This window comes from Microcoleus sp. N9_A2 (assembly GCF_036701775.1).
Taxonomy (GTDB): domain Bacteria; phylum Cyanobacteriota; class Cyanobacteriia; order Cyanobacteriales; family Microcoleaceae; genus Microcoleus.
Window position 1 is genome coordinate 27,750 of record NZ_JAUBRH010000005.1, and the last position, 26,370, is coordinate 54,119.

Genomic DNA, 26,370 nt, shown 5'->3' on the forward strand with positions numbered 1-26,370 from the left:
CGAATGTCTATTCCAGCCTCACTTGGGCTCCCCACAAATCTTGCGGGAGAAATACTCTGTCGGTGGGTAGGGGAGCAACTGGGGCCGTGAGGGTAAATTGACCCGCTTCAATTTGCTGCTTCAATTCCAATGCTACTTGCCGGGAGAGAAACATACTCGCAAGGGGGGCGGCCCGCACAGGTTTGCCCTCTATCAGGATGCGGCCAGTCTTTAATTGAGCATAGCTGACTAAACCGAAGGTGGGACGAACGCGCCGGGGGATAGAGAAATCTACCACCGGCGCTACTATTTTTTTGTCTGATACTGCACAGTGGGCGACGACCGTTTCGTTTAAGACTGGAAACGGGATGCCGACTCCCAGCATCAGGGATGGGCCGTAGTTTTTGAAGTAGCACCCGCGCACCCATTTCGAGTTCATCTGTTTGGCGTCGCCGATGAGTGCGAGGGTGGCGGCCGGGCCGATGGGGGTGCGGTTGGGCTGGCGTTTTTGCAGCGGGAAGTGCTGGGTTCCTTCCCAGGTGATGTAGCCGGTGGCGCCTCCTAGGAAGATGCGGGTGCCGATGCCGATGATTTCGAGGTCGGGGTCGTTTAGCAGGGGAGACATGGCTCCAAGGTTCGAGTAGACGGCGTTGCCGAGGTTTGGTTGCAGGGGGCCGAGGTAGGTGAACAGCGGGCGATCGCCCCCGTTAACTCCCACAATAAAGTTTTGATAGGCGTTGCGGGGATTGAATAAATAAAATTGGTTGATGGTATCGCGGGTAATCGTGGTTTCAAAGGAGGCGCGGGGGTAGCAATCTGTGACTTGCCCCAAGGCTCGCAACTGCACGGGTTTGCCGGCTATTAAGTCTTCGATGACGTGTCCGCCGCCCCGTTCGCGGGATTCTTCGCCGTCTTCGGCTACTTGGGTGGCCCCCAAGTACAGGTCTACAGCCCCAAAGCCGGAGTAGGCTAAAACGCCGTCCAGCCAGCATTGGCGGATTTTTATCGGCGGGTCGGTATGGCCGAGGTTGATGATTGCACCGGAGGATTCCATCGGCTCGAATGTGCCTGCGGTAATCACATCGACTTCTTTGGCTGCTTGGGTAATGCTGGTTTCTTGAACTCTAGTTTTGAGCTCTTCGATTGTCCAGACTGTGGCTTTGCCCTGGCTGATTTTATCGTTGATTTCGTCGATCGATCTCATAATTTTAGTTTTAGTTTTAGTTTTTAGTTTTTAGTTTTTAGTTTTTAGTTTTTAGTTTTATTGATGGCGATCAATTTCCTAAATTTTTAGTGAACGTAGGGTGCGTCGCCAATAACAAATCTCGCCATGAAACGCCAGATTAAACGAGCGACGCACCCTACAACTTATAACTTAAGTAAACCGTATTGTTTTATCATCAGGAATTCTGGTGCATCTGGGTTTTGCATTTGTAGTGCGAGCGTCCCCGCTCGCGTGTTTTATTACATACCACGCGAGCGGGGACGCTCGCACTGTAAAAAACTTTTTGCGAAAATGAGATGCTCCCAGGAATTCAGTCCTCACTCTCAGAATTAAGAAGGACTGAAGTCCGAACGATCAAACCTGACTGAAGTCCGAACGATCAAACCTGAATTATTGATTGACAGTATCGTCATTTTCTGCTTGGTCTGCGATGTCTGTTTTTGGTTCTGGAAGGCTTTCTTGTCTGTGATGTTTTACTCCTAGAGACTCATATTCTTCGTGAATAGCCGAATCGATTGCTGCTAAAGTTTTAGGATTCGCGTCCCAATGGTTGAGAATGTCTTTAATTAATACTTCCCTAATCCAAACTTGAGCTACAACGGTGAGGGGGAGGGCAAGTAATAGTCCTAAAAATCCAAAAAAGGTGGCGAAAAATACTTGAGAGATTAATGTTACTGCTGGCAGCAATGATACTTGCTGTGCCATGACGTAGGGAGTGAGGATGTTGCTTTCAAATTGTTGAATTAGAAAGTAAAGAATTAAAACTAAACCGGATTGTAAGGGAGAGTCTAAAAGTGCGATCGTCATTGGCGGAATGACGCTGATCGTGGGGCCAATATTGGGAATTAAGTTAAGAAATCCTGCTACTACAGCGTGAGCTAGCGGTAGGGGAACTCGCAAAATTGACAAACCAATTAAGCTCAACAAAGCAATCACGCTCATGCTAATAAGAGCGCCGACAACCCATCGACCGAGAGCTATTTCGCATTCATCTAAAATACCATCGATTCGCCGGCGGTAAAAAGAGGGAAATAGTTGTATAAATGCTTTGCGGTAAGAGAGCGGATCTGCTAAGGTCATCAAGGTCAAAACTAAGACCAGCAAAAAGCTGAGAATAACCCCTAATGTGTTGCCGACAAAAGCTCCTGCACCGCCAACGAGTTGGTTGAACAAGGGTTGCAGTTGTCGCATAATATCGTTAACATCGAGATTGGGCAGCAGCCGCTGATCGATTTGTCCCGAGAAGCGAGCTTCGATTTGATCTACCCAATCGTTGAGTTTGGCGATTGCTTCAGGTGCTTTTTGGGTCAATTGTTGGAATTGTAGGGCAAAGGGCGGTACAATTATCAGGAACAAGCTTACCAAAACCAGGACTAAAAAGCTAATTGATAAAAGTACGGCGATCGACCTTTTGAGTCGGAATTTTTGCAAGTAGCGTGCTAGTCTGTTTAAGGATGTGGCTAAGACGATAGCGGCAAACAGCAGCAGCAGGGCTTGTCTGATTTGCCAGAGGATGTAACAAGATGCGATGAGGGCTAATAAGCCCATCCACTGTCCTAGCTTCATTAGATTTTAGATATTAGATATTAGATTTTAGATTGAGGAATAGAGTATGGGGAATTACTGCTTGCTAATTGCTCTGCAGCCCAGAAGCGATGAATCGCCTTTATATCAAGATACAGCAGATGCGCGCGATCGCATCTTGAATCGGATACCCCTACTCGGACATTAGCATAAGCAGCCACCTCAATTCCCTTTTGCGAACACCTGCTGCGCTGTCAGCTTCAATTCTGGGAAAGTTGGGGACTCAATACACTCGCCCCCTCGGAACAGTTTGACTTGGTATTCCCCGTCAATTAGTTGGTAAATCGAAAAAGTAGGTTGTTTGGGGTTGCCGATGAACCGTCTGCCACCCAATCCTAGATAGTCTATAATCCAATATTCCTGAATACCCATTGCCTCGTATGCCTCAAGCTTTAGGGCATAATCATCCTCCCAGTTAGTGCTAGTTACCTCTACGATTAGGGACACTGATGAACCCATCGTGATAATTGATGATTTCTCCCATCGCGGCTCGTTGGCAATGGTTTGTTCGTTAAGTACAATAATATCTGGCTCATATACCGATTCCTCGGGCATCGGTTTGATGACGCATTCTTTAGGGATGAAGTAGGGCAAATTGAGACGCTCAATCTCTATTCCGACTTTCAGTGCGGTAAAACCGGCAACTTTAGAATGTTTGCCTGTTGCTTTTGGCCTTTCAATAATTTCTCCATTGTGCAATTCGTAGCGGTGTTCTGAATTTTCAGGATACCAGTCAATGAATTCATCGAATGTTACTAATTCTGTTATGCTTTGAATCATGGTGAGTGCCTTTAGTTTGGTTGCGACCCTAAGCTATAGAATTACTATAACATTCAAGTTTTTCTAGAACAACTTTTTGATAAAAAGACTCTAACCCAGTCACGCAAACTCGATCGTCAAATAGATTACCTTGTCGCTGACTCATGCGTTGTGCAATATCTTGCCGCCACTTTGAATCTCTACCCAACTTGACAGCAATTTCAATATATTCTGCTTCATTTTTAGCGATTGTGTCTGTCACTCCCAGCATTTTGAGAAAGCTATAGGTGTGAAGTCCCCGCATAAATTCTCCCGGACAAGTTACTATGGGTAAATTACAGGCGATCGCCTCCAAAGATGTATTCCCCCCCGACCAAGTGAAAGTATCTAAGAAAACATCGGAAATAAAGTTAATTGCTATGTAATCTTGTCGAGTTGGAATAGTTCGGAACAGACAGTAATCTTCACTGTCAAGATTGATAGCAGCAAAAGCACGTTTTAGCCGTTCCCGCAGCAATTCACCGCGCGGAAAAATAAACTGAGCTTGCGGAACGCGACTCGCAATTTCTGCTAATATGAAATCATATTGCGGTAAGTATTTGAAAGGCGCTTGGCAGCACAAATAAATTATTGCATCTTCTCGGAGGTCAAAATCTGAGCGAGTCTGAGTTAATTGACCAACAATGGGTTTTGGGTAGGCAACACCAATATTAGGCAACTTAATTAAAGTTTCTGAGTAATGCAATTGCCCATCTTCGGGTTCCATCAATTCGCTGGAAATAAAGTAATCAATCGTAGGTAAACCAGAGGTGACAGGATGTCCCCACGCCGAACATTGCACGGGGGCAAGGCGCAAAGCTGCTATTTGGATAGTTGCTGCATCCATGCCAATTTCTGGGAAGACAAGAATATGCAATTTGTCATCAATAATTTGTTGGCATACGGCTTCTAGGTTGTAGGGAATGTGCCGAAATTCTGTGCTATATTGACGAAATTGTTCTGTAATTGGATCGGGATCGTTACCCGTATAGTAACAGTAAATTTCAAAGTGTTTTGTGTCGGCATAACGCAACCAGCCAGTCAACCATAAAGTGCCACTGTAAGAATGCAAATAACTAGAAATATAACCGACTCTAATTTTGCAATTTTTCAGCAGTGGAGGCATCGATCGCGCTTGCACCCACTGTGGATAGTTGGCGGCCATAACTTGATGGACTAAATTAGCATACTTTGATTGCGATTCCACAACATTGTGAGCCTGATATGCTAGGTAAAAATTAGTGAAACTACTAAAACCCCGGAAAGCATTAATTTTGTTTTGTGGAGTTCTTAGGGATGTTTGCTGAATTAAGTTTTTCAATTCTTGAACAAATCTTTTTTTGTAAAATTGTATTTCATCTAATGTGTTATAAATAATCGGCAATGTTAAGTGTTTAAACAGTTGAAAAACATATTCATTAGGCAATATCTGCATGGCTTTTTCTGCACTTAATATAGCTTTTTGAGTGCGTCCGTTTTGCTGGCAAACTTTGATGAGTTGAAAATGTAGTTGTCCGGCTGTCGGGTAATTGCGGATGCCTGACTCTAGAATCGCGATCGCTTCTTCGATTCTGTTGAGGTTTCTTAAACACTCGCTTAAGTTACCATACAGTTCTATATCTCCTATCTGGGATACTAAAAACCTTTGATAGTGCTTAATGGCTGCTTCGTATCTTCCTTGACGGTAGAGTGCGTTGCCAAAGTCTATCAACCGTGATGCTTGGGATTCAATGGTTATATCGCTAAGTCTATCCTGTTGCAATACAGGAATTTTGTCAGCCCCGGATTCGGCTAGTGCTGTTTGGTTTTCCGCCACCAACCTAATTCGATGTTTAATTTGTGGCAAAATATCTTGCCACTGGCTTTGACTGAGGTTTTCTAATAAAATAATTTCCGGTTCTATGCTAGAATCTAAATTTTCCTCCATGCAGAGATCCATGAGAATTCCTGACAAAATTAAATTAGCATCTAATTCAGATGATTCTATAATGTTGGTGCTGTCTATTAACAGAGCTAGATAATGGCTATCGGGATGAGTGACAATACTTCTAATGATTGCTGCTAACTCTAAATATAGCAATTCTTCTGATTGGCTCCAATCGGGGAAAATGAGCAAGTTTAAGGGTTTGAGATTTAAGGTGGTTATATCCATGTGATAGTCTGTCCTGTATTGTTGGGTATTGTGGGGCTTTTGCTGTTTTGGTCGATCGCACCTAGCTAGCTATCTCGGCTGCTGTTGCCACGCCCGCCAGCCTAGGATCGCAGCTAGGATGATACTGGGGGAAAGCACGGCGATGAGGGCGTTTAAGTCGGTGGAGGGTATGGATAAGCTGGGCCCTGCGTATTTAATGGCAAGGGAAAGGGCGGCGGAGAAGCAGAATACTTTGAGGATGGGGCTGATGTTGGTGTTCATAGATGTGCTGGTTGGTTGTATAATCTTTTTTTGGGCGGGGGTGGGAAACTTTGACCTTAACTATTATGGCCATGCTATGGTCTTGTTGAGTGTGGGGTTTGGGGAAAAGTGCGATCGATCGTGGACGAGTGCTGATAAGATTTATGATAATTTTGGGTAAGCTTCGGTTTTAAGCTAGATTCCCATAACTGAGATTTCCTAGATTAAGCTAACTCCGCAAGAGCAGACCTTGTTGCTGGCGATCATTCAAGCAGGCCAAGCATCTTTCCGAAAAAATTGATAAATTATAAGTCGTCAACTCAGGGACTCACAGCCAAAACCGATGATTAGCGTCAAAACTTTTTTAGAGCAAGCTCAAAATCCAGACTATTGGAAAAGCCTAAATCCCCAGCTAAGTGTAGGTGAAGATTTTACTTCACTATCTGGAAGTGTTCTTTCATTTGAGCAAGAACACCAGGAAAAACTGTTATTCAATCTCAAAAAAGAAGGCTACTTTCAAATCGATTCTTTTTTGTCTGAAGCAGAGATTTCGCGCATGGCCGCTGGCATAGAAAAACTGCGACAGTCCGGCTGGCCTGTACCATTTGCGTTCATTTATGATGAGTTTTGGCATACTTTTTCTCGGTTGTCGCAAATATTATCAGCTATCCTTGGTGATGAGTATCAACAATTGCCCGCTTTTTGGAGTTGGTACATCGACACGACTAATGCCGAAAAAGGATGGCAGCCGCACCGTGACAACACCGAGAGCACTCTTTTACCAGACGGAATGCCCAAGTGTGTAACCATCTGGATTCCCCTCAGCGATGCCATCCCACTCAATGGATGTATGTACATCGTGCCAGCTCCTTTGGATGCCAATTATGGTAACGTCCAAAAAGGTCAAAAAAGGGAAAGCATCAACTTTCAAGATATTCGTGCATTGCCCGCAAATGCAGGTTCTGTTTTGTGCTGGAATCATGCAGTATTGCACTGGGGAGGCCGCAGCAGCGAAAGAGCGCCTCATCCGCGCATCAGCTTGGCTTGTGAATTTCAAAGGTGTGATGTTGAGCCTTATAAAACTCCGCTACTTGACCCATCCGTTACTCCAAATTTCGAGGAGCGTCTGGCATTGATAGGCAAACAAATCCTTCAGTACCAGCATATGTATCCTCTGTCAGAGGAGCTTGCCGAACTCGCTACCGAACTCCAAAAAAAATCTCTACCATCTTCAACGAAGGTTCAAAGTAATTCCCCAATGAACAATCAACAATTGGATGTCTCAGAAAAAATTCGCCAGCAATTCGACACAGTGTGCTATCCGAGAACAGCCCTAGAAGAAACTCCCAAAAATGACTGTGTGTCGCTCTATATTCATAACTTGGTAACGCCTTATTATTTAATAAATCAAAAAATAATAGAAACTGAAGGAAAAATTATTTTGGATGCTGGATGCGGTAGTGGATATAAATCTTTGATTTTGGCCGAAGCAAATCCAGGCGCTAAAATTGTGGGAATTGATTTATCAGAAGAATCAGTGAAATTAGCCCGCCAGCGTTTGGAATATCACGGCTTTAGGAATGTAGAATTTCATGCACTCTCAATAGAGAATTTACCGAGATTAGGTTTAGAATTTGATTTAATTAATAATGATGAAGTTCTTTATCTTTTGCCAGATCCGGTTGTAGGATTGCAAGCAATGAAGTCTGTTTTAAAGCCAGAGGGAATTATTCGGACAAATTTACATAGTTACTTCCAGCGAGCGAGCTTTTTTAGATCTCAAAAGTTGTGGCAACTAATGGGTTTGATGGATGAAAATCCCCAGGATTTAGAGATTGAAATAGTTCGAGAAACTATGAATGCTTTAAAAAACGAAGTTCTTCTAAAAGCAAGAAACTGGAATTCTAATAATAGTGATGAATGGATTTTTATGAACTATTTACTCCAGGGGGACAAAGGGTATACTATCCCAGAAGTGTTTGCCACCTTGAGAGCGGCTGATTTGGAGTTTGTCAGCATGGTGGGTTGGCGGCACTGGGATGTGACGGATTTGTTCCAAGATTCAGAAAATTTGCCCGCCTTTTTAGCAATGAGCTTGCCAGAAATTTCTATAGAAGATCGGCTGCATATGTTTGAACTGTTACATCCCGTCCATCGTCTTATTGACTTTTGGTGCGGTCATCCCACCGAGAAACCTCAGTCCTTTGTACCCGTTTCTGAATGGACTGAGCCTGACTGGCAGGCAGCACGGGTTCACCTGCATCCTCAGCTAAAGACTCCCCAGGTGAGAGAAGACCTGCTCAACTGCATCGCCAACCAGAAACCCTTTATCATTAGCAATTATATCCCTTTGCCCACCCAAGTGCCGATCGCAGTCGAAAGTATGCTGGCGGCCTGCCTGCTGCCTTTGTGGGAGGGATCGCAGCCGATAATGTCCCTAGTCGAACTCTGGCTAAAGCTCAGACCGCTGCACCCCGCCACTCTAGAGCAGGTAAACCCAGAGACAGCGTTTGAGGAAGTGAAGGAACTCTTAAGTATGCTAGAAGCTTTTCTGTACGTGCTTTTGGAGCGATCGGCTTGAAAAATTAAAAAAAATTGCCGGGGGTGATATGTAAGCTAGGGAAACTGGGTAAGTTAAGTTTACGAGTTAGAAATCAAGCATCCCACGCCTCTAGGAGAAACAAACCATGAAAACCGAATTTAAAGCCAGATTCCTGCAACACCTCAACAAAAAGAGACAAGATAAAGGTTTTACCTTGATTGAACTGCTGGTCGTGATCATCATCATCGGTATTCTATCTGCTATTGCTTTGCCTTCCTTCCTCAACCAAGCCAACAAAGCTAAGCAGTCAGAAGCCAAGCAGTATACAGGTTCAATGAACAGAGCTCAGCAAGCAAAATATGCGGAATCTGGTGGCTTCGTAACAGACACCATTGATAAACTAGGAATTGGCATCAAAACTCAAACTACTAACTACACTTACGCAGTCTCAGGCACTAGCAACAGTGCAGTTGCCAATCAGGGAAAACCCAGCGTTGGTGCACTCAAAGCCTATACAGGCTCTGTGGTTCTGAGTGTAGTTCCTAGTACAAGTGAAGCAACTACGTTGGCAATATTGTGCGAGAGTAAAGGAACCCAAACAGATGCACTCGCTGGGGTTGCTGCTAGCACTAATCCAGTCTGCGATCCTGCTACCAGCATAGAAGTCTCGAAGTAGGAAAGGCATTAGCTTGAGAATGTTTTTTGCTGGCCTAGCCTAAAATTTTTTGGAGAGTGGGTAGTGTCTGTGTACGCTACCCACTCTTATTAGAGGATCGTAGGACTTGCGTAGTTTGTTATGGCCACCGAATTGATATCTGTAATACAGTAATCTTAAGCTGTGTTTGGCGATAGCTCTCCTTTAGCTACGTTCCCCTCGCAATAACATTCGGGGTTGCATAAGTAAGTTGTCAACCAGTAATTTTTGAGAATCTTGCCTTTATGATTGCTAGTTCGCTATCTCCTGAGCCTGCCCTTTGGCAGCAACAAGCCCATCAATACCTGCTCAGAGGTGATTATAGTCAAGCTGCAAACTTATACGAGCAGGCGATAGAAGACGAAGCTGATACTAAGTCTTGTTACTGGTATTTAGGGTTGATGTTGCTGTTGCAAGGGCAAGAGGCAGAAGCTCAGACAACTTGGTTGCTTGGCATGGCAGAGGGAGAGCCGGAACAAGTTGAGCAGTGGACAGCCGAACTGATTGAGGTGCTGCAAGCGGAAGCTGTTCGCAGGGGGAATCTGGTAGACTATTTGCTAGCTTGGACAATCCGTCAACACATAAAAGAGATTAATCCCACCGATATTAATAACCTATTGCATTTGATAGGGCTGTCGATCCTCCTTGATATCTACACAGGAGATGAACTATATTCTTTTGGTGTAATAGAACTCCTCCAGTCGGAACCACCGATAGAAGTAGAGTTTGAGCTATTAATGCAAGTGTTGAAAAGTGTTTTAGATTGCAATCCTTTTCACCCGTCAGCTCTGGAATTAGCGGAAGCCTGTCTCCCCCATGTCCGCGATCCTCAAGCTTTTGTCCAACTTATGATTGTAGCCTGTATAAAAATTTCGTCGTCGTCGGCGACACTAGCAGCTAGTTTTGGTGAGATAGGCCGCCGTTTAGATTTTGAAAATTTAGACATTTTGCAAAGGTTGACTCTTTTACATCATTTGGCGGCTTGTTACCAAAATGCTAGGCAATACGAAAAAGGTATAGAACTGGCTAAATTGTGCTATTCCTTATCAGAGGAATTACCAGATCAAGTTTATGCGAATTACAAGATTCTTCGAGGGTTGATGGGTGCTGTTGGATATTGGGAAGAAGTCTGTTCGGTCATGCAACGTCACCAGTCACAATTGCAGGCTCTGATCGATCAACAGGCGACATCGCTGATTCAAACGAGAGTTCAAAGTTTGTGGACTACAACTTTCTTTTTCCCATACTTTCAAGATCGGGCGAAAAATAACAGACAACTTCAAAACCAAGTGGCTCAACTGTGCCAAACCAACATTGAAATCTCTGCCAGGGAGGAGGTAGAGCGATTTCGCCAGGGAAACTTAGCTCGTCGCAATCTTAGTGCTACTGCCAAGCCTTTGAAGATTGGCTACCTATCCCATTGCCTGGGAAGACATTCTGTGGGCTGGCTGGTGCGATGGCTGTTTCAGTATCACGACCGCGATCGCTTTCAAGTTTATACCTATTTCATGGCTTATACAAAAAAGCCGATATACGATTGGTTAGAAGAATTTTATGTTGAGCAATCCGATAAAGCTCATCAAGGTAGTTTTTTTCCGGGGGAAATGGCTGAGCAAATTTATCAGGATGAGATTGATATTCTAATAGATCTAGACAGCATCACTCTGGATTTTAGTGTTGAGGTGATGGCGCTCAAACCGGCGCCTATTCAAGTTACTTGGTTGGGTTGGGATGCTTCTGGGCTGCCCGCTATTGATTATTTTATTGCCGATCCCTATGTTCTGCCGGAGTCAGCCGAGGATTATTACAGCGAAAAAATTTGGCGTTTGCCTCAAACCTATATAGCTGTGGATGGTTTTGAGCTGGAGGTACCCACTCTGCGCCGCGACCATTTGAATATTCCGAGCGACGCTGTTATATATCTTAGTTCTCAGGTTGGCTACAAGCGGCATCCTGACACAGCGCGATTACAAATTAAGATTCTGGCAGAAGTACCGAACAGTTACTTTTTAATCAAGGGTGGGGCCGATAGAAAAGCGATTGAACGCTTTTTTACTCAGCTAGCGGAAGAAGAGGGTGTGGAGGGCTATCGCCTGAGATTTTTGGCGCAAGACCCCTCAGAAGCCTTTCACCGAGCTAACTTAGGCATCGCTGACGTAGTTCTCGATACCTACCCGTATAACGGAGCTACAACCACCCTAGAAACTCTGTGGATGGGTATTCCTCTGGTAACGCGGGTTGGCGAGCAGTTTGCTGCTCGTAACAGCTACACGATGATGATGAATGTGGGTGTAACTGAAGGAATTGCTTGGACGGATGAAGAGTATGTCGAGTGGGGAGTTCGCTTGGGTAAAGATTCGGCTTTGCGACAACAGATAGCGTGGCGGCTGCGGCAATCAAGGCAAACATCTCCTCTCTGGAATGCCAAACAGTTTACTCGTGAAATGGAGAATGCCTACGAGCAGATGTGGCATAAATATTGTGATAACAATTAGTCTATCGAGATGGTTTAGCGTGAAAATATCTAAGTATATTAGCTTTTTCAAAAAATATGATTATCTAACTGTTTTCTTGTTCATCTTGATATTTTGGTTTCTCCTATTGATCACAAGTGGTTCGCTGTTTTCTGGATATCACTTTACTGATGACCATGAAATAGCTCATATTAACTATAATTTTATAGTTGAAAAGCTCGGTATTTTTGAAGTAAGCAGTCAATGGATTCACAATGATTTACTAACTGGAAGGTTCCGACCATTTTATTATATTCATAGAATCCTTCAAACAAGATTACTAGGAATTAACTTCGCTTGGTGGTCACTTTATACCGGAATGTTAGGAGTTTTTACTACATTCTTCCTATTCATGTTTGGAAGGTTGATCAATTTTTCAATAATAGAAGCTTTACTATTTTCTTTTTTAATAACTCTAGGGCCGCAATCAGCAGTCTGGTGGCAACTTGGGCCTAATGAAACAATAGGTACATTTTTACTAGCGGGTGCTTTAGTATTTGCAGCGCTGAGTGAGAGAGCTAATAAATACAAAAAAATCTATGAAGGATTATTCATTTTTTTTGTATTGATAATGTCTTTGTCTAAAGAAAGTTTTATTCTTATGATTCCAGCTATCGCCTCGATTAAAGTTTGGATATCTCATCAGATGAGAACTTTATCAGGGCCTGAATCTCTCAAAAAAAATATTTTATCACTATCATTTTTGGGTATATTTTTTTTAACAGAACTTTGGATTTTAAAATTTTATATTGGGCTAAATCCTGATATTGGATACGCGGGAGTTGATGCACTTAATATTTCCAGTATTATCAACGCTACTCAAAGTTTAAGTCAGGCTGGTTATTGGTGGCTCATATTAATAAGTTTGATATCAATTAGATTAACTATTAAGCCCCCTTATGCTCAATCTCTCTCCCCGATTTTAAATGCTTTGTATTTTCCGGTTATTTTACTTTTGTTAGTTGCAATACCTCAAATATTGCTTTATGCCAAGTCTGGAATTGTTCAACGATACATATTACCCGGCATTTTTGGTTATGCTTTTTTAATAATAACTCTCTACAATTATCTGAATAAAACTTATAAATTTGCAGCTAAGTTAATTTTATTATTAATTATGATTACGTTGAGCTTTAACTTGAGTTTAGCTTGGGATGCGGCACATACTTTTGGGCTAGAAGGGAAATCTACCAATGCTTTACTGCGAACAATAGAAGCCAAAACTCAGGTAAACGATCCAATTTTAATTGTTGCAAACCCTCATCTGTCCTATGAATGGAGCACTTCAATCAAAAAATATATTAATTATGTATCTAAGAGAACTAACTTGTATTTTCATAGTTATGTGAATCCCCAAAACTCTTTTTTTAAAAAAATAGAAATCCTTTATAAATATCAGACTTTGGATAAAATCACAAATAAAAAAGACTTCCAATGTATTGTGCTTTTCCCATATCAGAAGGAAATCTTTTTAAGAAGTTCCTCAAGTTGGTTCTTGAAGGATAAGTTTGAAGAGTATGAATTTGGAAATTTTAATCGCAACTTAAATAAAAATACCAAAATTTATCTTTACTGTAAAAAGTAGATAGCAGATCAAATTTAGGATTTGCTAATATCGCTCAAACGGTCGAGTTTATAGGAGGGAATATTGTCGTCGGCAAGTTGGGCGATCGCCTCTTTATTCTCATTCTCCAATATAATTCTACCATCAAGGCAAGTCATCAGAGTTTCCCACTGAATTTCACTTAACCGCCCCATCAGTGAAATTTCCGGCCCCTCAGAAACATCTAAATCCTCTTCCATCAGTAGATTCATCGCCACGCTAGATAAAACTAGATTGGCATCTTCATCAGAAATGTTGCTAGTATCTATCAGTAGAGTCATCTCGCTTTTGTCTGGGTGAGCCATAGTAGCTTTAATGACACTTTCTAAATCCTCCGCGATTAATTCTTCTGACTGGCTCCAGTCGGGAAATATAATTAGGTTGATATCTCTTAATCCGAGATCGTTACTAAGAGCATCAACTATACGATGCTGAGGCACTCCCTCATCTGCCCATGCGTAGTCTTTATTAAAACTATCAATCGAATCTTGTAACAATTTGCTATAGTCTTCATCAGTGACTGGCAATTTTTTACCAGGACATATTTTCGGGATTAATTCAGTTTGTACAAATAATTTTAACTGGGGATGCCAGCCGTATCGCTCCACCGTATATAAGATTGAGCGAACCGCTTTGAAATACTGTTCTGTTCTTTGTAGAATAAAACTCCTTACATAGCCTAAATAGTAATTAAAATCAATCACAATTGGTTGGTGAAAATCTCGACGTGCTTCCGAAAAACTTTTTGTAAAAGCAGTATAAGTACATTCGATCAAGTGTTCTACTGGTACATCTGTCATCTCTAAAATTTGTTCACATGAAAGTCCCCAATACTCAAAATCATGTGCAATAGAACCATACGCAGATGTCGATCGTGACAATAACTGAATCATTGGCAATGGTTTAGCCCAGTCTGTAAGCGCAATTTGGGTAATGCCACTTGAACAGCCGATAAAAAGGTGACAATACTTAGTCAATTCAGCAGTTTCCCTCATGGTAAGAGTGCTACCATCAATAATTCCGGGATTTCCTTGAGGAATTGGGAAATTAGATGAAAGAATAACTTGGCAATCTGGCAGCTTAGAAATTAGCCCTTGAGCCACATATAAAGCATAGTTCGGTGTAACAAAAGACTGACCGCTTTTCGATGCACATTCAAACAAAATTACATGACTGGATTGCTGCAAATTATGCTTTTTGGCAAAATTTTGGACTTTTTCAACCTCATTGCTTCGCAATCGTAAGATATTCTGTATGGGAACCGTTATAGGTTTTGGATAAGCTCTAAAAATAGATGGTCGAACAGTACCGTCGTAATTTTGAAAGTTATTGGGATAAATTTGGGTCAAAAATATTTCATCAAAATCACCACGCTCAGCACGAGCTTTTGCCTGATTTTCAAAATCATACCAAGCTGCTGCCATGTCAGCCCAACCCGCTAAAGGAATTTCCCAAATTTCATCAACAAATGGGTTTTCTTCAACTGTCCCCTTACAAATAGATGAAATCGCCCAAGTCAGATGGCAATTGGGATAATCCTGCTTGATTTGTCGAGCCAGTATAGTCGTATAGAGACAATCCCCATTTGAGCCAAGCTGGCCAAGCAGGATTCGTTTACCGTAATTAATCATAGAATTTTTCATCATTATTGAAAAACAGTAGTTTGATAGAGACTAATTTTTTTGAAAAACCAGCATTCCAAAGGTATAGCTGATATTTGCTCCCGGAGAAAAGTAACCAGGTTTGATTACTGCATCTCCCAAAGACCAATCTACAGGCTCAACTAAATTTAAACCACATTTTTTACATTCATCTATCAAGTTTTTAGTATCGTTTTCATCCAACGGATTCCAGAGTTTATCGTAAAGCTTGAAATCGGGCTTGAGTTTCGGTGTCCAATAATCAAAAGTTACATACAATTTGCCATTGTCTATCAAAAGCCGAGAAACTTCTGTGGCGAATTTTTGGAAATCTACTTCATGTTCTATGACAGAAAGACAAGTTATATTCGTGAAGTAACGATCGGGAAGTTTGGTATCCATGAGATCGCCAATCATATATTTGACTTCTTCCAGAGGCACATCAGGAGGTTGAAGGTCAATCCCATATTTTTCACCTTGAACATTTTTCAAAACCGCATTCTTTAAAATATAAGAGTCAGAACTACCCATGTCTAAAAGATTACCGTCTGATAAATCAAAGATGATGTGAGCGATATCCCAGTCTTTACAGACAAGATTATGGGAAGCATAGCCATTTCTATGTAGATAATCAGTACATTTATAAATTTCATCTCGAAATTTCAAAATTTTACATACAGATGGTTTAGTAGGCGCGTCCTTCTCTGATTTATTAGTTAAATTAGGGGCGCGAGATATCCGATTTTTATTCCCTTTGATTTTAGTTTGAGCATCCCTTAAATATATATTATTACTGCTTACGTAGTCTCGAAGACGATTTACTATTGGCAGATTTTCTATCCCTTGCTTTACCAGTTCAGGAACTTGAGCTAAACTTTCAATAATATTATCAGCAAAGTTATAATTTGAATCATTGCCATAATTCAGAGTAAGATACTCCAGAAGCTCTAGGGCATAATCAGTATAGTCCATGACATCAGCTATACAAGCCAGCTTCAAAATTCGCTCAGGTGTCTGTAAATGTGTATTTAAGTTGGGGCGTATCAAATCGCGGAGATACAAGGCATCAGCCCATACTAATGATCCAGGACGATTTGGGGAAGCAATTGGTGAAGTTGTACGCACTCCACGTCCCGTACTAAAAATTAAATCAAACAATGTAAAATTTTGGTTTCTGAGATAAATATCTAGATCGCCGAAGAGAGGCTGATTGACGTATATATCAGTAAACTCAACTTCACTATAAACTGCGAGAATGCTTTTGTCTAAAATTTCAGAAGCTCCTTCTAAAACAGAAAGTTCTCCACCCTGAACATCAAGGTGAATAAAGTCAATTTCTTTGATTTTTTCTGATTGGCAAAAAGTATCTAGAGTTGTTGTTTCAACTTCTATAGTACGATCTAATTGAATTAAATCTATATACCCGTTAAACCGCTGCATATATGACTCATTTGGTTGATACAAAGAACTATATCCGGGATCTCTAGTTACATAAAGTGTTTGTTTTCCTATACTATTCCAAAGAGCTAAGGGAATGTGAGACTCAGCCCAATTAACTTGTCGAGCTTCAATCTCTGCGTTAGCTAAATTACAAGCCTCTTCGTCAGCATCAAATCCTAAGATAGTTAAGTTAGGTGCAAATAGATGCCAGCCTTTACTGCCATAGTCATCCTCCTTGACTATTTTGCGTGAACCAACAATACATATTGTCATATGAATTTTATCTAAATGACCACTTTGCTTTAGGCTGGACAAGAAAAACGACATATTTAAACCTCTGAATTTAATTAACCTTAAATCTGAATCTAAATTGAGATCACTCTCTAAATCATATTACATTACCGTTGGCAAAACTGTAACGAATAAAGTTATGTGTCATAAATACCCTTGGCGCTTTGGTATTTATAGCTAGTATTTGATAATCTCAATATTGGGCAGAGGGAATATCATGCCAACACCACTATTCAAAACTTCTTGTTCGCGCTGAATAAATTCTTCTTTGAAGTGCCAAGGCAACACCAGGTAATAATCAGGCTTCCTGGCCCTTGACTCCGCTTCACTAACGATCGGTATATCTGTACCAAGAGTATACGCACCGTATTTATCAGGGTTTCTCTCGGCTGCAACATCCACAAGGCGATTATCAATTCCACACCATTGCAAAATAGTATTGCCTTTAGTGGAAGCTCCATAAACATGAATGCTCTTGCCTTCTTTTTTAAGCATCTTTAACATCGAAGTTAATTGCTCTTTATGTACGTTAATTCGGTCTTGAAAATTTTTGTATGGCTTATCTGTATCAAGCTCCATATCAAACTCTTCTTGACGTAACCGCTTAATGCGTTGCGAAGCCTCTTTATTCTTGTAAACGAAGTTATCAATATGCGTCGCATAACAACGAATACTGCCACCGTTGATATCATTTAGTATAGCATCTACTATCTTCAGTTCAGCTTTTTTAAGAACATACTCCAATACTGCTAAACTGTAATACTCCAAATGCTCATGGCAAATAGTATCATAGGAATTCATTTTCAGCATTGATGGCATATATGACATTTCAAAAATCCACACTCCATCATTAGCTAGCACTCTCTTAATTTCTTGGCAGAAACTTACAGGATCTTCAAGGTCATAAAACATCGCAATTGATGTAATAATGTCAAATTTTTCGCCTTGCAACACATTAATGAGTTCTTCTGAAGGAAAAATATCTTGGATTGCAGTAATGTCTCCAGTAATCTCTTGAGCTACATCAGACGGATCAACTCCAAACTTAAGAAATTCTTTTGGATAGCACTTCAGCAAAGTGCCATCATTGCAACCAATATCTAATACATATGCTTTGTCTTTACCAATAAGCGATGCCCCCTCTTCGGCAATTTCCCGCAAGTGGTTTCGCATGGTATGATTCGTGCCGGAACGATACCAGTACGCAGAATACAACACTTCCGGCGGAACGGTATGTTCCATTTGTAGCAAACCGCAAGCTTTTTCATCCCTAGTTGGATCGCAACGCACAAGAGAGGTGGCAATTTTTCTAATTGGTGGTTCCTCTTTCCCTGGCTTTATGAATGAACCTTGCAGATGCTGTTCGCCCAGATTGATGACATTTGTGAGAGCGGAAGAGCCGCATACACGGCAAGTCTTACGATGAATTAGATGCATTGTATTTCCTCGAAAAGTTGATATTCCAATTAAATAAAATTAATCCTTTTTACAATCCCTAATAAATTTTTATCAATTTCATCAATACACTTATTTCGCTCCAAGTTCAGAACAGCAAGCTGCTTTACAACTATATTTTTTTCCTTGAACGCAACATTTTCAAAATCATACACTTTTTCCTGTTCGTGCCATAATTTGCAATTGACTTCTGCAAGCTGTGAGAAGACTTCGCCGATACTCCCTGTTATATCTGGTACAAAATTAGATTCTTCTTTGTACACTTTATTCGAGGCAAATGTGAGTTTTTCTATAGGAATTTTTCCGGATATAGCAGCATTCACAAATTCGTTAATCTCATTCTGAAGCTGCTTTTCTTGAAGAGAAAGGCTGTTGAGCCTAATTTCGTCTTCAGAATGCCACTGTTTCAGTTTAATAATTGTCAACTTGTCGCAGAGAGATCCAAGTGTTTCAGCCATAGAATTTAAGATACTTTGTAGATAAAAAATATTGTTTAATTGCTTTGAACTTAACAGTTGTTTCTTGGTCAAGCTAAGTATCTAAGCGGAGATCCAGCAACATCACAACTCCTAACCACCAGTTTATACTAATTCTTAGCGATCGCTCCCCTCTCTTTCCCCTCTACTTTTTTACCTGCCCCAACAATACCTTATAATCAGCTCTGTCAGGATTTAGCTTCACCAACTTTTCCAAAGGCTCGATCGCCCCCACCTGATTATTCATCTGCAACCGCACATTTGCCAACCCCTCCAGAGCCGTCTGATTCTGCGGTTCCCGCTGCAAAACCGTCTCATATCCCCGTTCCTGCGCCGCCAGCAAAGATTCCTGAGAAACTGCAGCAGTCGCGGGTTTTTGCTGGTGCTGGCTGCTCAAACCGCTGCCGAACAGACTCACCATACCAAAAATTGCCGAACCACCAAAGCCAACCATTGATACTAAAGCAAAAATCTGCTTAATTCGATCGCCCTTATTAACTGGACGAGGGCTAGATTTTTTCTGTATACTTTCCATTGCTAACTCTTGGCCTCGCTGTTTTCCTGGTACTCGCAAAGCACCTATCTCTAGATTGCCCAAGTTCGATCGCAAAACGATCGCCCTTCGCCATTTAAAATTTGAGACCAATTCTATTCCAATACATAAAATCTGAGATTTGTCAAGGACATTTAGGTAACAATAACACGCGGGCGATCTCGATCGGTGAAGGGCGATCGCACCCCTGCATCTTTAGCCGTTATCCTCCGGCAATTCTCCAAACTGATCTCGATAACGCGCCAGCAAAGATTCGAGTTCAGCAGCACGTTGCCGTTCCGCTTGCAAAGCTGAAGCCAATTCATCGGGAATCAATAATTTCTCCCCATTATCTTCCCGATAAAACCCAAGCAGTTTTCCCTCTATTTCTAACCGCAGTTGCAATACTTCGCTGCGATTATCTCTGATTAATTCATACCCATCTTCCCCCAATCGATACCCGCGCAATTGTTCCCTAATCCATTCACCTCTAGGGTCAAACAACCAATATTCCTGAACTTCTATCCCCTCGTACAAGTCTTTTTTATTATTTTGATCTTCCGACTTTGTACCTGGTGATGTAATTTCAAAAATTACTTTCGGCACTTGCCCTTCTTCCCAGATTTTGTAATTATCTCTGCCACCAGGTTCTACATCAAAAATTACCATCACGTCTGGTGCTACACGGACTTTTGGGAAACCTTGAGCGTAGTATAAAAATTGGTTTGCTAAAACAGTAGCTCGACGGTCTGCAAGGTATTGTTTTAAGACTTCTAAAGTAGTTAAGATTGCATAAACATGGTCGTAAGTTTCTGCCACTGGTTCTCCATCAGCGCTAGGGTATACGATTTCAGAAGTTTTGAGGGTGGGAACGACTGTTGTCATGGTCGTGCTTCCTTTGAGTTGTAGATTTATTATAAACTTTTTTGATGCAACTAAGTAGGTTAATTTAATTAAACGTAAAACTATCTCGTGCTTTAGAGTCCCGACTTATTCAAAAATTCGGGGTTCTGGTATGATCTATTTTTGACTACAAATCCCCATCTATCGCCCTTTTGAATTCCTTAATTGCCTCAACATGACTCGGCATATTAACACACCTGACGAGTAAACCAATATCCAGTTCTGGGAGCAATTCGGAACTGCCAATCTCTTCGTATCCTTGCTGTCTGAGAGCATACAGAGACAGTCGGCTGTTTTCCCAAAACCAGACTTCAGGGATTTGCAGCCGTTTGTAAGCCTCTAGCTTATCAATTCCGCCGCTAGTGACGACTACTTCGATCGCTAAATCTGGACGTTCTCTATCAGCACCCAATTCGTAAGACTTGTCTGCTTCACACTTCACCAGTCGCGATTCATTTTCTAAAGTCAGAGACTCCGTAGGGGTGAAATCGATTCCGGCCGCCATCATGTAAGTTTCTACCAACGCACCGATACGTCCCTTGGCTGTTTCGTGTTTTCTTCCAGGCATTTTCTGAATCTCCAGTATCCCATCTAAAAATGACAGCCGAACCCCTGGAATATCCAGCATCGGTTCTAAGGTTTTGAATTGTTCCCAGGTTAAGCCTGGAAATAGTAACGGCCGATCTAATTTTTCTTCTAATGTTTTTGCAGTCATGGCGCTCCTTAATTCCCAATCGAAAATCGAAAATCTCAACTCTAAAATCGATCGCTCTGGCTCCTTGATTCCCAATTATTCAATCGAAACTCGAAACTCGAAAATCGATCGACCTCCCACACCTTCAAATGCCATCAGGATCGATGCCCTGGCTTCTCAAGTATGCCATTAGTCGATCGGCCCTCTGGCGTTCATCTTCGGCGCGCTGGCGTTCCTGTTCCACCCGTTCTACACCCCACAGCAGCAAATTGCCATTCTCATCCCACCAGCGCAACCAATAACCAGTTCTCTGAGATTTTTCACCTTCCCAAACCCCCAGAAATAAACCCATTGATTCTATCCAAAATCGCTGATTAGCATCCGGTTCTTGCAGTTCGTATTCTCCCGATGTCGAGAGTCTGTACACTTCCAATACCCCCGATTTCGGTTCAAAAATTACATAAATCGGGACTTGCAAAATTCGCTCATAAAACCGCCATTTTCCGTAAGGATATGTCGGTTTATTTGAATATTCACTGCCGTCAGGATCTGATAAAAATTCCATCACTACTGCGGGTACTTCTCCCTCAGCATTGCGCGTATAACTGCGGCGAACTTCTCCTGGTTCTGCTGGCAATACCGAGGGAATGTACACCCAATCGGGTGCTTTTACTACTGTTTTGTCGTTGACTTTGGCACAGAGTCCAAAATTGGAAGCTATTAGCATTGAAGCTAGGATAAATCCTGCGATATCCAAGGCTTCTCGCAAGGCGGCGGCTAAAAGTGGTTGGTCGATATTTTCCACAGGATCGTCTGGTAATTTAAAGTCGTCTGGCAATTTTTCCCAAGTTACAGTATACTGGGTTTTGGTTTCAGCCGGTTTCGATAATGTTTGCGTCATTGGTTTTCCTTGTTTTGAGTTAAAGAGTTTTTTGTTAATAGGATTTGGACAATAAGTTTAATGCCAGGGGGCGAAAGGCGCACCTTATTAACTAGCTGTAATTGGGGCGCGCCTTTTGCATCTTACTAACTAGAGTAGATCGCGAATAGTGTGCAATTGCCGTTATTCAATTATACCTGGTTTGCATGGGTAATTTATGGATCTACTGGTTCGGATGACCTAGCAGTTTGAGAAGGTATAACAGGCATTTTTTGCTGTTTCTGCAAGCTGGGAAATCCCGGCTCTACTGATTGATTTTTTGCAGGTGTACTCGCATTTATTTTAGCAGAAAGAGGAGCTAATGTTTGAGTGACTTTAACTTGCTGTCGCAGTTGTTCTGTCGAACCCAACAAGCCTCCTAATCCGTTGAACAACCTGCGAATGTTGTTGCGGAAAGCCGGATCTCCTGTCAAATCATCCACGTCGGAAGTAATTTTCTGCACGTTCTGAAATGTAGCTCGTGCAGAATCTAGAGTTTGCTGCAATAATAGCAAAGTGGCGGGATTGTTTACCTGGCTGGATAAATCTCGCAAATTACCAGAAGCTTGGGCAGCATTCGCTGATAAAACTTCTAAATTGTTCAGCAATTGTCCTTGGTTAATTCGATTAATTGTCGGACTCAAACTGCTGACAGCTACCCGCAGTTCCTGACTGCTTTGATTGATGTTATTCAGAGTTGAGACTAAACTGGCGCGGTTGGTTGCTACTAAAGAATTGAGTTGGTTGGCTGTTAATGTAACTTGATTGGCTGCTTGAGTTACTGAATTAGCAGAATTTATCACAGATGCAGATACGGCTTTTGTAGAAGTGTCCGCTGTAGCTGCTACTTTAGAAATATCAGCGGCGACTGCTGATATTTCCCCTTTAAGCGATTGATTTAAACTGCTAGATTCTACCTTTAATGATTGATTTAAACTGGTTGCTTCTCCTTTTAATGATTGATTTAAACTTGCTATCTCGGTTTTCACCGATTGATTTAAGCTGCCGATATCTCCCCTTACCGATTGATTCAAAGTTTTTATTTCGGCTTGGGCAGTTTGAGTTAAATTAGACAAATCCTGAGTGAGTTTAGCTGCCCCTTTAGCTGTGTTGGCTGTATTTTCGGCCAGGGATTTAATATTGTTGAACAGCGCGGGGTCGGTGTAGAAATTAGCTAGCCGGACTGTGGATCTAATTAGTTCGTCTATAGTGACTCCCGCTTGACCTTTTAAGCGTGAATTTTGGCAGATAATTTCCGGGGGACAGTCGGCACTAACGGGATTGGCGGTAAGTAAGGATTCTGGCAAAATCGAGTTGGGGGTAATGTCGATCGACGATTCGCCAATTAAACCGGATTTATTCGCTTCGATCGTAACATCCCGGGGAATCACTAAAGTACCGGGGGCAATCTCCAGCGTCACGTCTACGCCGTTGGAACCCGGTTTGAGGGCGGTAATTTTACCGACTGCAACCCCGCGATACCTGATGGGCGTGCCTATTTGCATTCCTTGGGCGCTGCCAAATTCTACGGCGAATTTGTAGCTGCGGTTCCCTAGCTGCACGCCCCGCAGCCAGAGCACTAAGCCGCCAAATAAACCGATTCCTACTAAAATTAAGAACCCGACAGAACCTTCTCTTACAGTTCGCGATCGCATATTGCCTCCTTTGGCAGTTGGCAGTGGACAGTTGGCAGTGGACAGTTGACAGTTGATAGTTGGCAGTGGACAGTTGACAGTTGATAGTTGGCAGTTGGCAGTTGACTGTTGATAGTTGGCAGTTGGCAGTTGGCAGTTGACTGTTGGCAGTTGACAGTTGATAGTTTTTAATTTTTGTCGGATGTGTTGCCTATAGATTTTAGATAGGCGTTTAGCTTGGGCGACAGTTCGTCAATAATTGGCTTGAGTGTTTCTACTTGCATACTTGTTAGTAGTTGTCTAGTATAAGCCCGTCTCAACCAGTGCCTTTGTTTCATATAAAGAACCTCTGGCAAGCTTGATAAATCGCCGATGATCCTGATAGCTCCCTCGACCATTTCCTTCAGCAATATTAGCACCAATACTATCAGCAGAGCGAATAATTTGCTTGCCGACCGTATCTTTTGCTAGTGCATCCCATTTTATAACTATATTCCAAATTTCATCAGCTAATTTTTCGCCTAATTTATAAACATCTAACTTCTGAAAATTTGTTTGTGACATATTTTATCTCTCAATAATACAAACAATTAACCACTGCCCACTGCCAACTACCCACTGCCAACTATCAACTGCCAACTGCCAACTGACAACTGACAACTGACTAATGACTATCCAAGCGCTTGAATTGGCCCAGTAACACTGCCACTAAAAAATTGTCGGATTAACAAATTATCTGTCGATGCAATGTCGCTGACAGTTCCCTCCCACTGCACTTTGCCTCGATAGAGAAATACGATGCGATCGGCAGTGCGGCGGATGGTACTGTCTTGGTGAGTGACGATCGCATAAGTGCTGCAAACCCCTTGAGCTTTCTGCAAGTCGCGGATTAAATCTTCAATTACCGTTGATGCGATGGGATCTAAGCCCGCCGTCGGTTCGTCGTACAGCAAAACCTCTGGATTATCCCTGTCATTATCCGGATTCGCCATGATAGCGCGGGCAAAACTTACCCGCTTCCGCATTCCCCCAGACAACTGCGCTGGATAGCGTTCGCCAATTCGCGGCAAACCCACCATCTCCAACTTTTCCTCCACCAATTCCCGAATGCGGCGGCGCGGCAGCTTAGAATGCTGGTAAAGTAAAAAACCGACATTCTCCTCCACCGTCAGCGAATCAAACAAAGCCGCTTGCTGAAACACCATCCCAATTCCGATCGGATCTGCCACGTCGTCCACCCATCCCACCCGCCGCTGTCCCTGAACAAAAACCTCACCGGCATCGGGGGCCAACAAACCCGCAATTATCCGCAAAATCGTAGATTTTCCCGTCCCGGAAGGGCCAATAATTGCCAGGGCCTCTCCCCGATAAATCCTCAGATCGACTCGATCGAGGATCTGGTTCTGGCCGAAGGACTTACTTACCCCTTTGAGTTCGATTAGCGGCTCAGCCATAAGATGTTATCAATAAGTTGTCAGTCCTCAGTTATCAGTCTAGCTAATGACTAATGACTCATGACTAATAACTAATTACTTAAATTGACTGCCAGAATCAAAACACTCTTGTATTGTAAATTTGTCAGATCGAGCTGTTCCAATACCCTTAAGACTAATTAACCATGTCAATTAGTTCATTTCCTAAAGCCCTTCGCGTCTTGGCTAAAGCCAAGCAGGTTATTGCCCATTCCAGAAATCCTTACCCCCCTTCTTTGCGGAACGGGCGAGTTCACCAGTGGTTTAAGTGGTTGGCCCCCGGACTGTTGGTGAAACGGTGGCTGCTGATCAGTGCTAGCGGTGTGGTGCTTGCCACTTTGGGTTTAGCGATTTGGACTGGGATGACTCCGATTTTTTTCCTGTTGCAATTGTTGAAAAATTTTTTGGCGTGGATTGCGGAAGTTATTCCCAATTACGTGTCGGGGCCGATCATCATTGCCGGCGGGATTTTGTTAATTCTGTGGGGCCAAACTCGCAGTTTGAACTCGATTACTCAAGTGCTGATGCCCGAAGGGAATGAGGAATTGGTTGATCGACTCCTCAACCACCGTCGCTTGCACCGCGGCCCAAAAATTGTGGCAATTGGAGGGGGTACGGGCCTTTCTCATTTGCTCAGGGGATTGAAGGATTACAGTGCCAAAATCACTGCTATTGTCACCGTGGCCGATGACGGCGGGTCTTCCGGGCGACTGCGGCGGGAAATTGGGGTATTGCCGCCGGGAGATATTCGCAATTGTTTGGCAGCTTTGGCAGATGAGGAAAAGTTATTGACTGAGTTATTTCAATATCGTTTTCAGGCCGGTGACGGTTTAGTGGGTCACAGTTTTGGGAATTTGTTTTTGACGGCGATGAGCGATATTGCTGGAGATTTGGAACAGGCGATCGCCGCGAGTTCTAAAGTTTTAGCAGTGAGGGGAGAGGTGCTGCCGGCTACTCTGAGCGACGTTTCTTTGTGGGCAGAACTGGCTGACGGCAGGAGAATTGAGGGGGAGTCCAGCATTACAAAAGCTAACGGGAAAATCCTCAAAATTGGCTGCACTCCTGCTAATCCTCCGGCTTTGCCCAGGGTGGCCCAAGCGCTGAGGGAAGCGGATTTTATAATTATTGGGCCGGGGAGTCTTTATACGAGTGTGATTCCGAATTTGTTGGTGCCGGAAATTGCTGATGCGATCGCCCGCAGCGAAGTTCCGCGCATTTATGTGTGCAATATTATGACTCAGCCGGGGGAAACAGACGGATACAGTGTTGCAGATCACATTCGGGCGATCGATCGCGCTTGTGGCCGGCCCCTGTTCGATGCTGTAGTAGTTCAAGGAAAAGTCCCCTCTGCAAAATCTTTAATCCGCTATTCTCAGGAGAATTCCTATCCGGTTGTGCTCGATAGAGAAGCCGTAACGCAATTGGGCCGGCGAATAGTCATCGCCAATGTCATGGATGAAGATAAAAATACGGGTTTAATTCGCCACAATTCTCAAAGGTTGGCGGGGATGTTGCTGCGTTGGTACGGCCGCGCCCAGAACATTTAAGCTACTTTGAGGGGGAGATGGGGAGATGGGGAGAGTG

21 protein-coding genes and 1 pseudogene are annotated in these 26,370 nt (G+C 42.7%); 7 read left to right on the forward strand and 15 right to left on the reverse strand.

From position 1 onward, the window contains the following. Positions 1-7 precede the first annotated feature (7 nt). The 4 genes from QUA44_RS04260 to QUA44_RS04275 form a co-directional block, all read right to left on the reverse strand. Positions 8-1,183 (reverse strand): homocysteine biosynthesis protein, encoded by a 1,176-nt coding sequence (locus QUA44_RS04260; protein WP_333248860.1) that lies wholly within the window; start codon positions 1,181-1,183, stop codon positions 8-10. 411 nt (positions 1,184-1,594) lie between these two features. After that, on the reverse strand, positions 1,595-2,770 hold the full coding sequence (locus QUA44_RS04265; RefSeq protein ID WP_333248858.1) for an AI-2E family transporter: 1,176 nt from the start codon (positions 2,768-2,770) through the stop codon (positions 1,595-1,597). Positions 2,771-2,950: 180 nt separating this feature from the next. Further along, positions 2,951-3,568: a Uma2 family endonuclease gene (locus tag QUA44_RS04270; RefSeq protein ID WP_333248856.1), complete on the reverse strand. Its 618-nt coding sequence runs from the start codon at positions 3,566-3,568 to the stop codon at positions 2,951-2,953. Between the two features lie 28 nt (positions 3,569-3,596). Next, positions 3,597-5,738 carry an O-linked N-acetylglucosamine transferase family protein gene (locus QUA44_RS04275; RefSeq protein ID WP_333248854.1) on the reverse strand — a complete coding sequence of 714 codons (2,142 nt, stop codon included), beginning with the start codon at positions 5,736-5,738 and terminating at the stop codon, positions 3,597-3,599. Positions 5,739-5,856: 118 nt separating this feature from the next. Between QUA44_RS04275 and QUA44_RS04280 the strand changes: the two genes are divergently transcribed. The 6 genes and pseudogenes from QUA44_RS04280 to QUA44_RS04305 all read left to right on the forward strand — a co-directional run bounded on the left by QUA44_RS04280 (position 5,857) and on the right by QUA44_RS04305 (position 13,312). After that, positions 5,857-6,159: a hypothetical protein gene (locus QUA44_RS04280; protein ID WP_333248852.1), complete on the forward strand. Its 303-nt coding sequence runs from the start codon at positions 5,857-5,859 to the stop codon at positions 6,157-6,159. 375 nt (positions 6,160-6,534) lie between these two features. Then, positions 6,535-6,972, forward strand: a pseudogene (locus QUA44_RS04285) (phytanoyl-CoA dioxygenase family protein); the annotation flags it as partial. Between the two features lie 264 nt (positions 6,973-7,236). Next, the gene (locus tag QUA44_RS04290; RefSeq protein WP_333248931.1) at positions 7,237-8,559 is read left to right on the forward strand and encodes a class I SAM-dependent methyltransferase; all 1,323 of its coding nucleotides are present in this window, start codon (positions 7,237-7,239) and stop codon (positions 8,557-8,559) included. A gap of 106 nt (positions 8,560-8,665) precedes the next feature. After that, positions 8,666-9,196, forward strand: a complete 531-nt coding sequence (locus tag QUA44_RS04295; RefSeq protein WP_333248850.1) for a type IV pilin-like G/H family protein — start codon at positions 8,666-8,668, stop codon at positions 9,194-9,196. A gap of 263 nt (positions 9,197-9,459) precedes the next feature. Next, a complete protein-coding gene (locus tag QUA44_RS04300) occupies positions 9,460-11,709 on the forward strand; it encodes an O-linked N-acetylglucosamine transferase family protein (RefSeq protein WP_333248847.1) in 2,250 nt (749 codons plus the stop codon). Between the two features lie 19 nt (positions 11,710-11,728). Next, the gene (locus QUA44_RS04305) at positions 11,729-13,312 is read left to right on the forward strand and encodes a hypothetical protein (protein WP_333248844.1); all 1,584 of its coding nucleotides are present in this window, start codon (positions 11,729-11,731) and stop codon (positions 13,310-13,312) included. 14 nt (positions 13,313-13,326) lie between these two features. Here QUA44_RS04305 and QUA44_RS04310 read toward each other — a convergent pair whose 3' ends face one another. The 11 genes from QUA44_RS04310 to QUA44_RS04360 all read right to left on the reverse strand — a co-directional run bounded on the left by QUA44_RS04310 (position 13,327) and on the right by QUA44_RS04360 (position 24,768). Then, the gene (locus QUA44_RS04310) at positions 13,327-14,961 is read right to left on the reverse strand and encodes a hypothetical protein (protein ID WP_333309516.1); all 1,635 of its coding nucleotides are present in this window, start codon (positions 14,959-14,961) and stop codon (positions 13,327-13,329) included. Between the two features lie 42 nt (positions 14,962-15,003). Then, positions 15,004-16,737 (reverse strand): FkbM family methyltransferase, encoded by a 1,734-nt coding sequence (locus QUA44_RS04315; RefSeq protein ID WP_333248840.1) that lies wholly within the window; start codon positions 16,735-16,737, stop codon positions 15,004-15,006. Positions 16,738-16,878: 141 nt separating this feature from the next. Beyond that, entirely contained in the window at positions 16,879-18,138 is a 1,260-nt protein-coding gene (locus tag QUA44_RS04320) for a class I SAM-dependent methyltransferase (RefSeq protein ID WP_333248837.1), read from the reverse strand. 29 nt (positions 18,139-18,167) lie between these two features. Beyond that, a complete protein-coding gene (locus QUA44_RS04325; RefSeq protein WP_333248835.1) occupies positions 18,168-18,614 on the reverse strand; it encodes a hypothetical protein in 447 nt (148 codons plus the stop codon). 163 nt (positions 18,615-18,777) lie between these two features. Continuing rightward, positions 18,778-19,278, reverse strand: coding sequence for a tetratricopeptide repeat protein (locus tag QUA44_RS04330; protein WP_333248834.1), 501 nt, complete (start codon positions 19,276-19,278; stop codon positions 18,778-18,780). 102 nt (positions 19,279-19,380) lie between these two features. Further along, on the reverse strand, positions 19,381-20,049 hold the full coding sequence (locus QUA44_RS04335) for a Uma2 family endonuclease (protein WP_333248831.1): 669 nt from the start codon (positions 20,047-20,049) through the stop codon (positions 19,381-19,383). 145 nt (positions 20,050-20,194) lie between these two features. Then, positions 20,195-20,782, reverse strand: a complete 588-nt coding sequence (locus tag QUA44_RS04340; RefSeq protein WP_333248829.1) for a Uma2 family endonuclease — start codon at positions 20,780-20,782, stop codon at positions 20,195-20,197. A 124-nt stretch (positions 20,783-20,906) separates the two neighbouring features. Then, positions 20,907-21,662: a Uma2 family endonuclease gene (locus QUA44_RS04345; RefSeq protein WP_333248827.1), complete on the reverse strand. Its 756-nt coding sequence runs from the start codon at positions 21,660-21,662 to the stop codon at positions 20,907-20,909. Between the two features lie 194 nt (positions 21,663-21,856). Further along, complete coding sequence (locus tag QUA44_RS04350; RefSeq protein WP_333248824.1) at positions 21,857-23,335, reverse strand: MlaD family protein; 1,479 nt, start codon at positions 23,333-23,335, stop codon at positions 21,857-21,859. Positions 23,336-23,614: 279 nt separating this feature from the next. After that, positions 23,615-23,878, reverse strand: a complete 264-nt coding sequence (locus QUA44_RS04355) for a four helix bundle protein (RefSeq protein WP_333248822.1) — start codon at positions 23,876-23,878, stop codon at positions 23,615-23,617. A 107-nt stretch (positions 23,879-23,985) separates the two neighbouring features. Further along, positions 23,986-24,768, reverse strand: coding sequence for an ATP-binding cassette domain-containing protein (locus QUA44_RS04360; RefSeq protein WP_333248820.1), 783 nt, complete (start codon positions 24,766-24,768; stop codon positions 23,986-23,988). A 164-nt stretch (positions 24,769-24,932) separates the two neighbouring features. Between QUA44_RS04360 and QUA44_RS04365 the strand changes: the two genes are divergently transcribed. Continuing rightward, on the forward strand, positions 24,933-26,333 hold the full coding sequence (locus QUA44_RS04365; protein ID WP_333248817.1) for a gluconeogenesis factor YvcK family protein: 1,401 nt from the start codon (positions 24,933-24,935) through the stop codon (positions 26,331-26,333). Positions 26,334-26,370 lie beyond the last annotated feature (37 nt).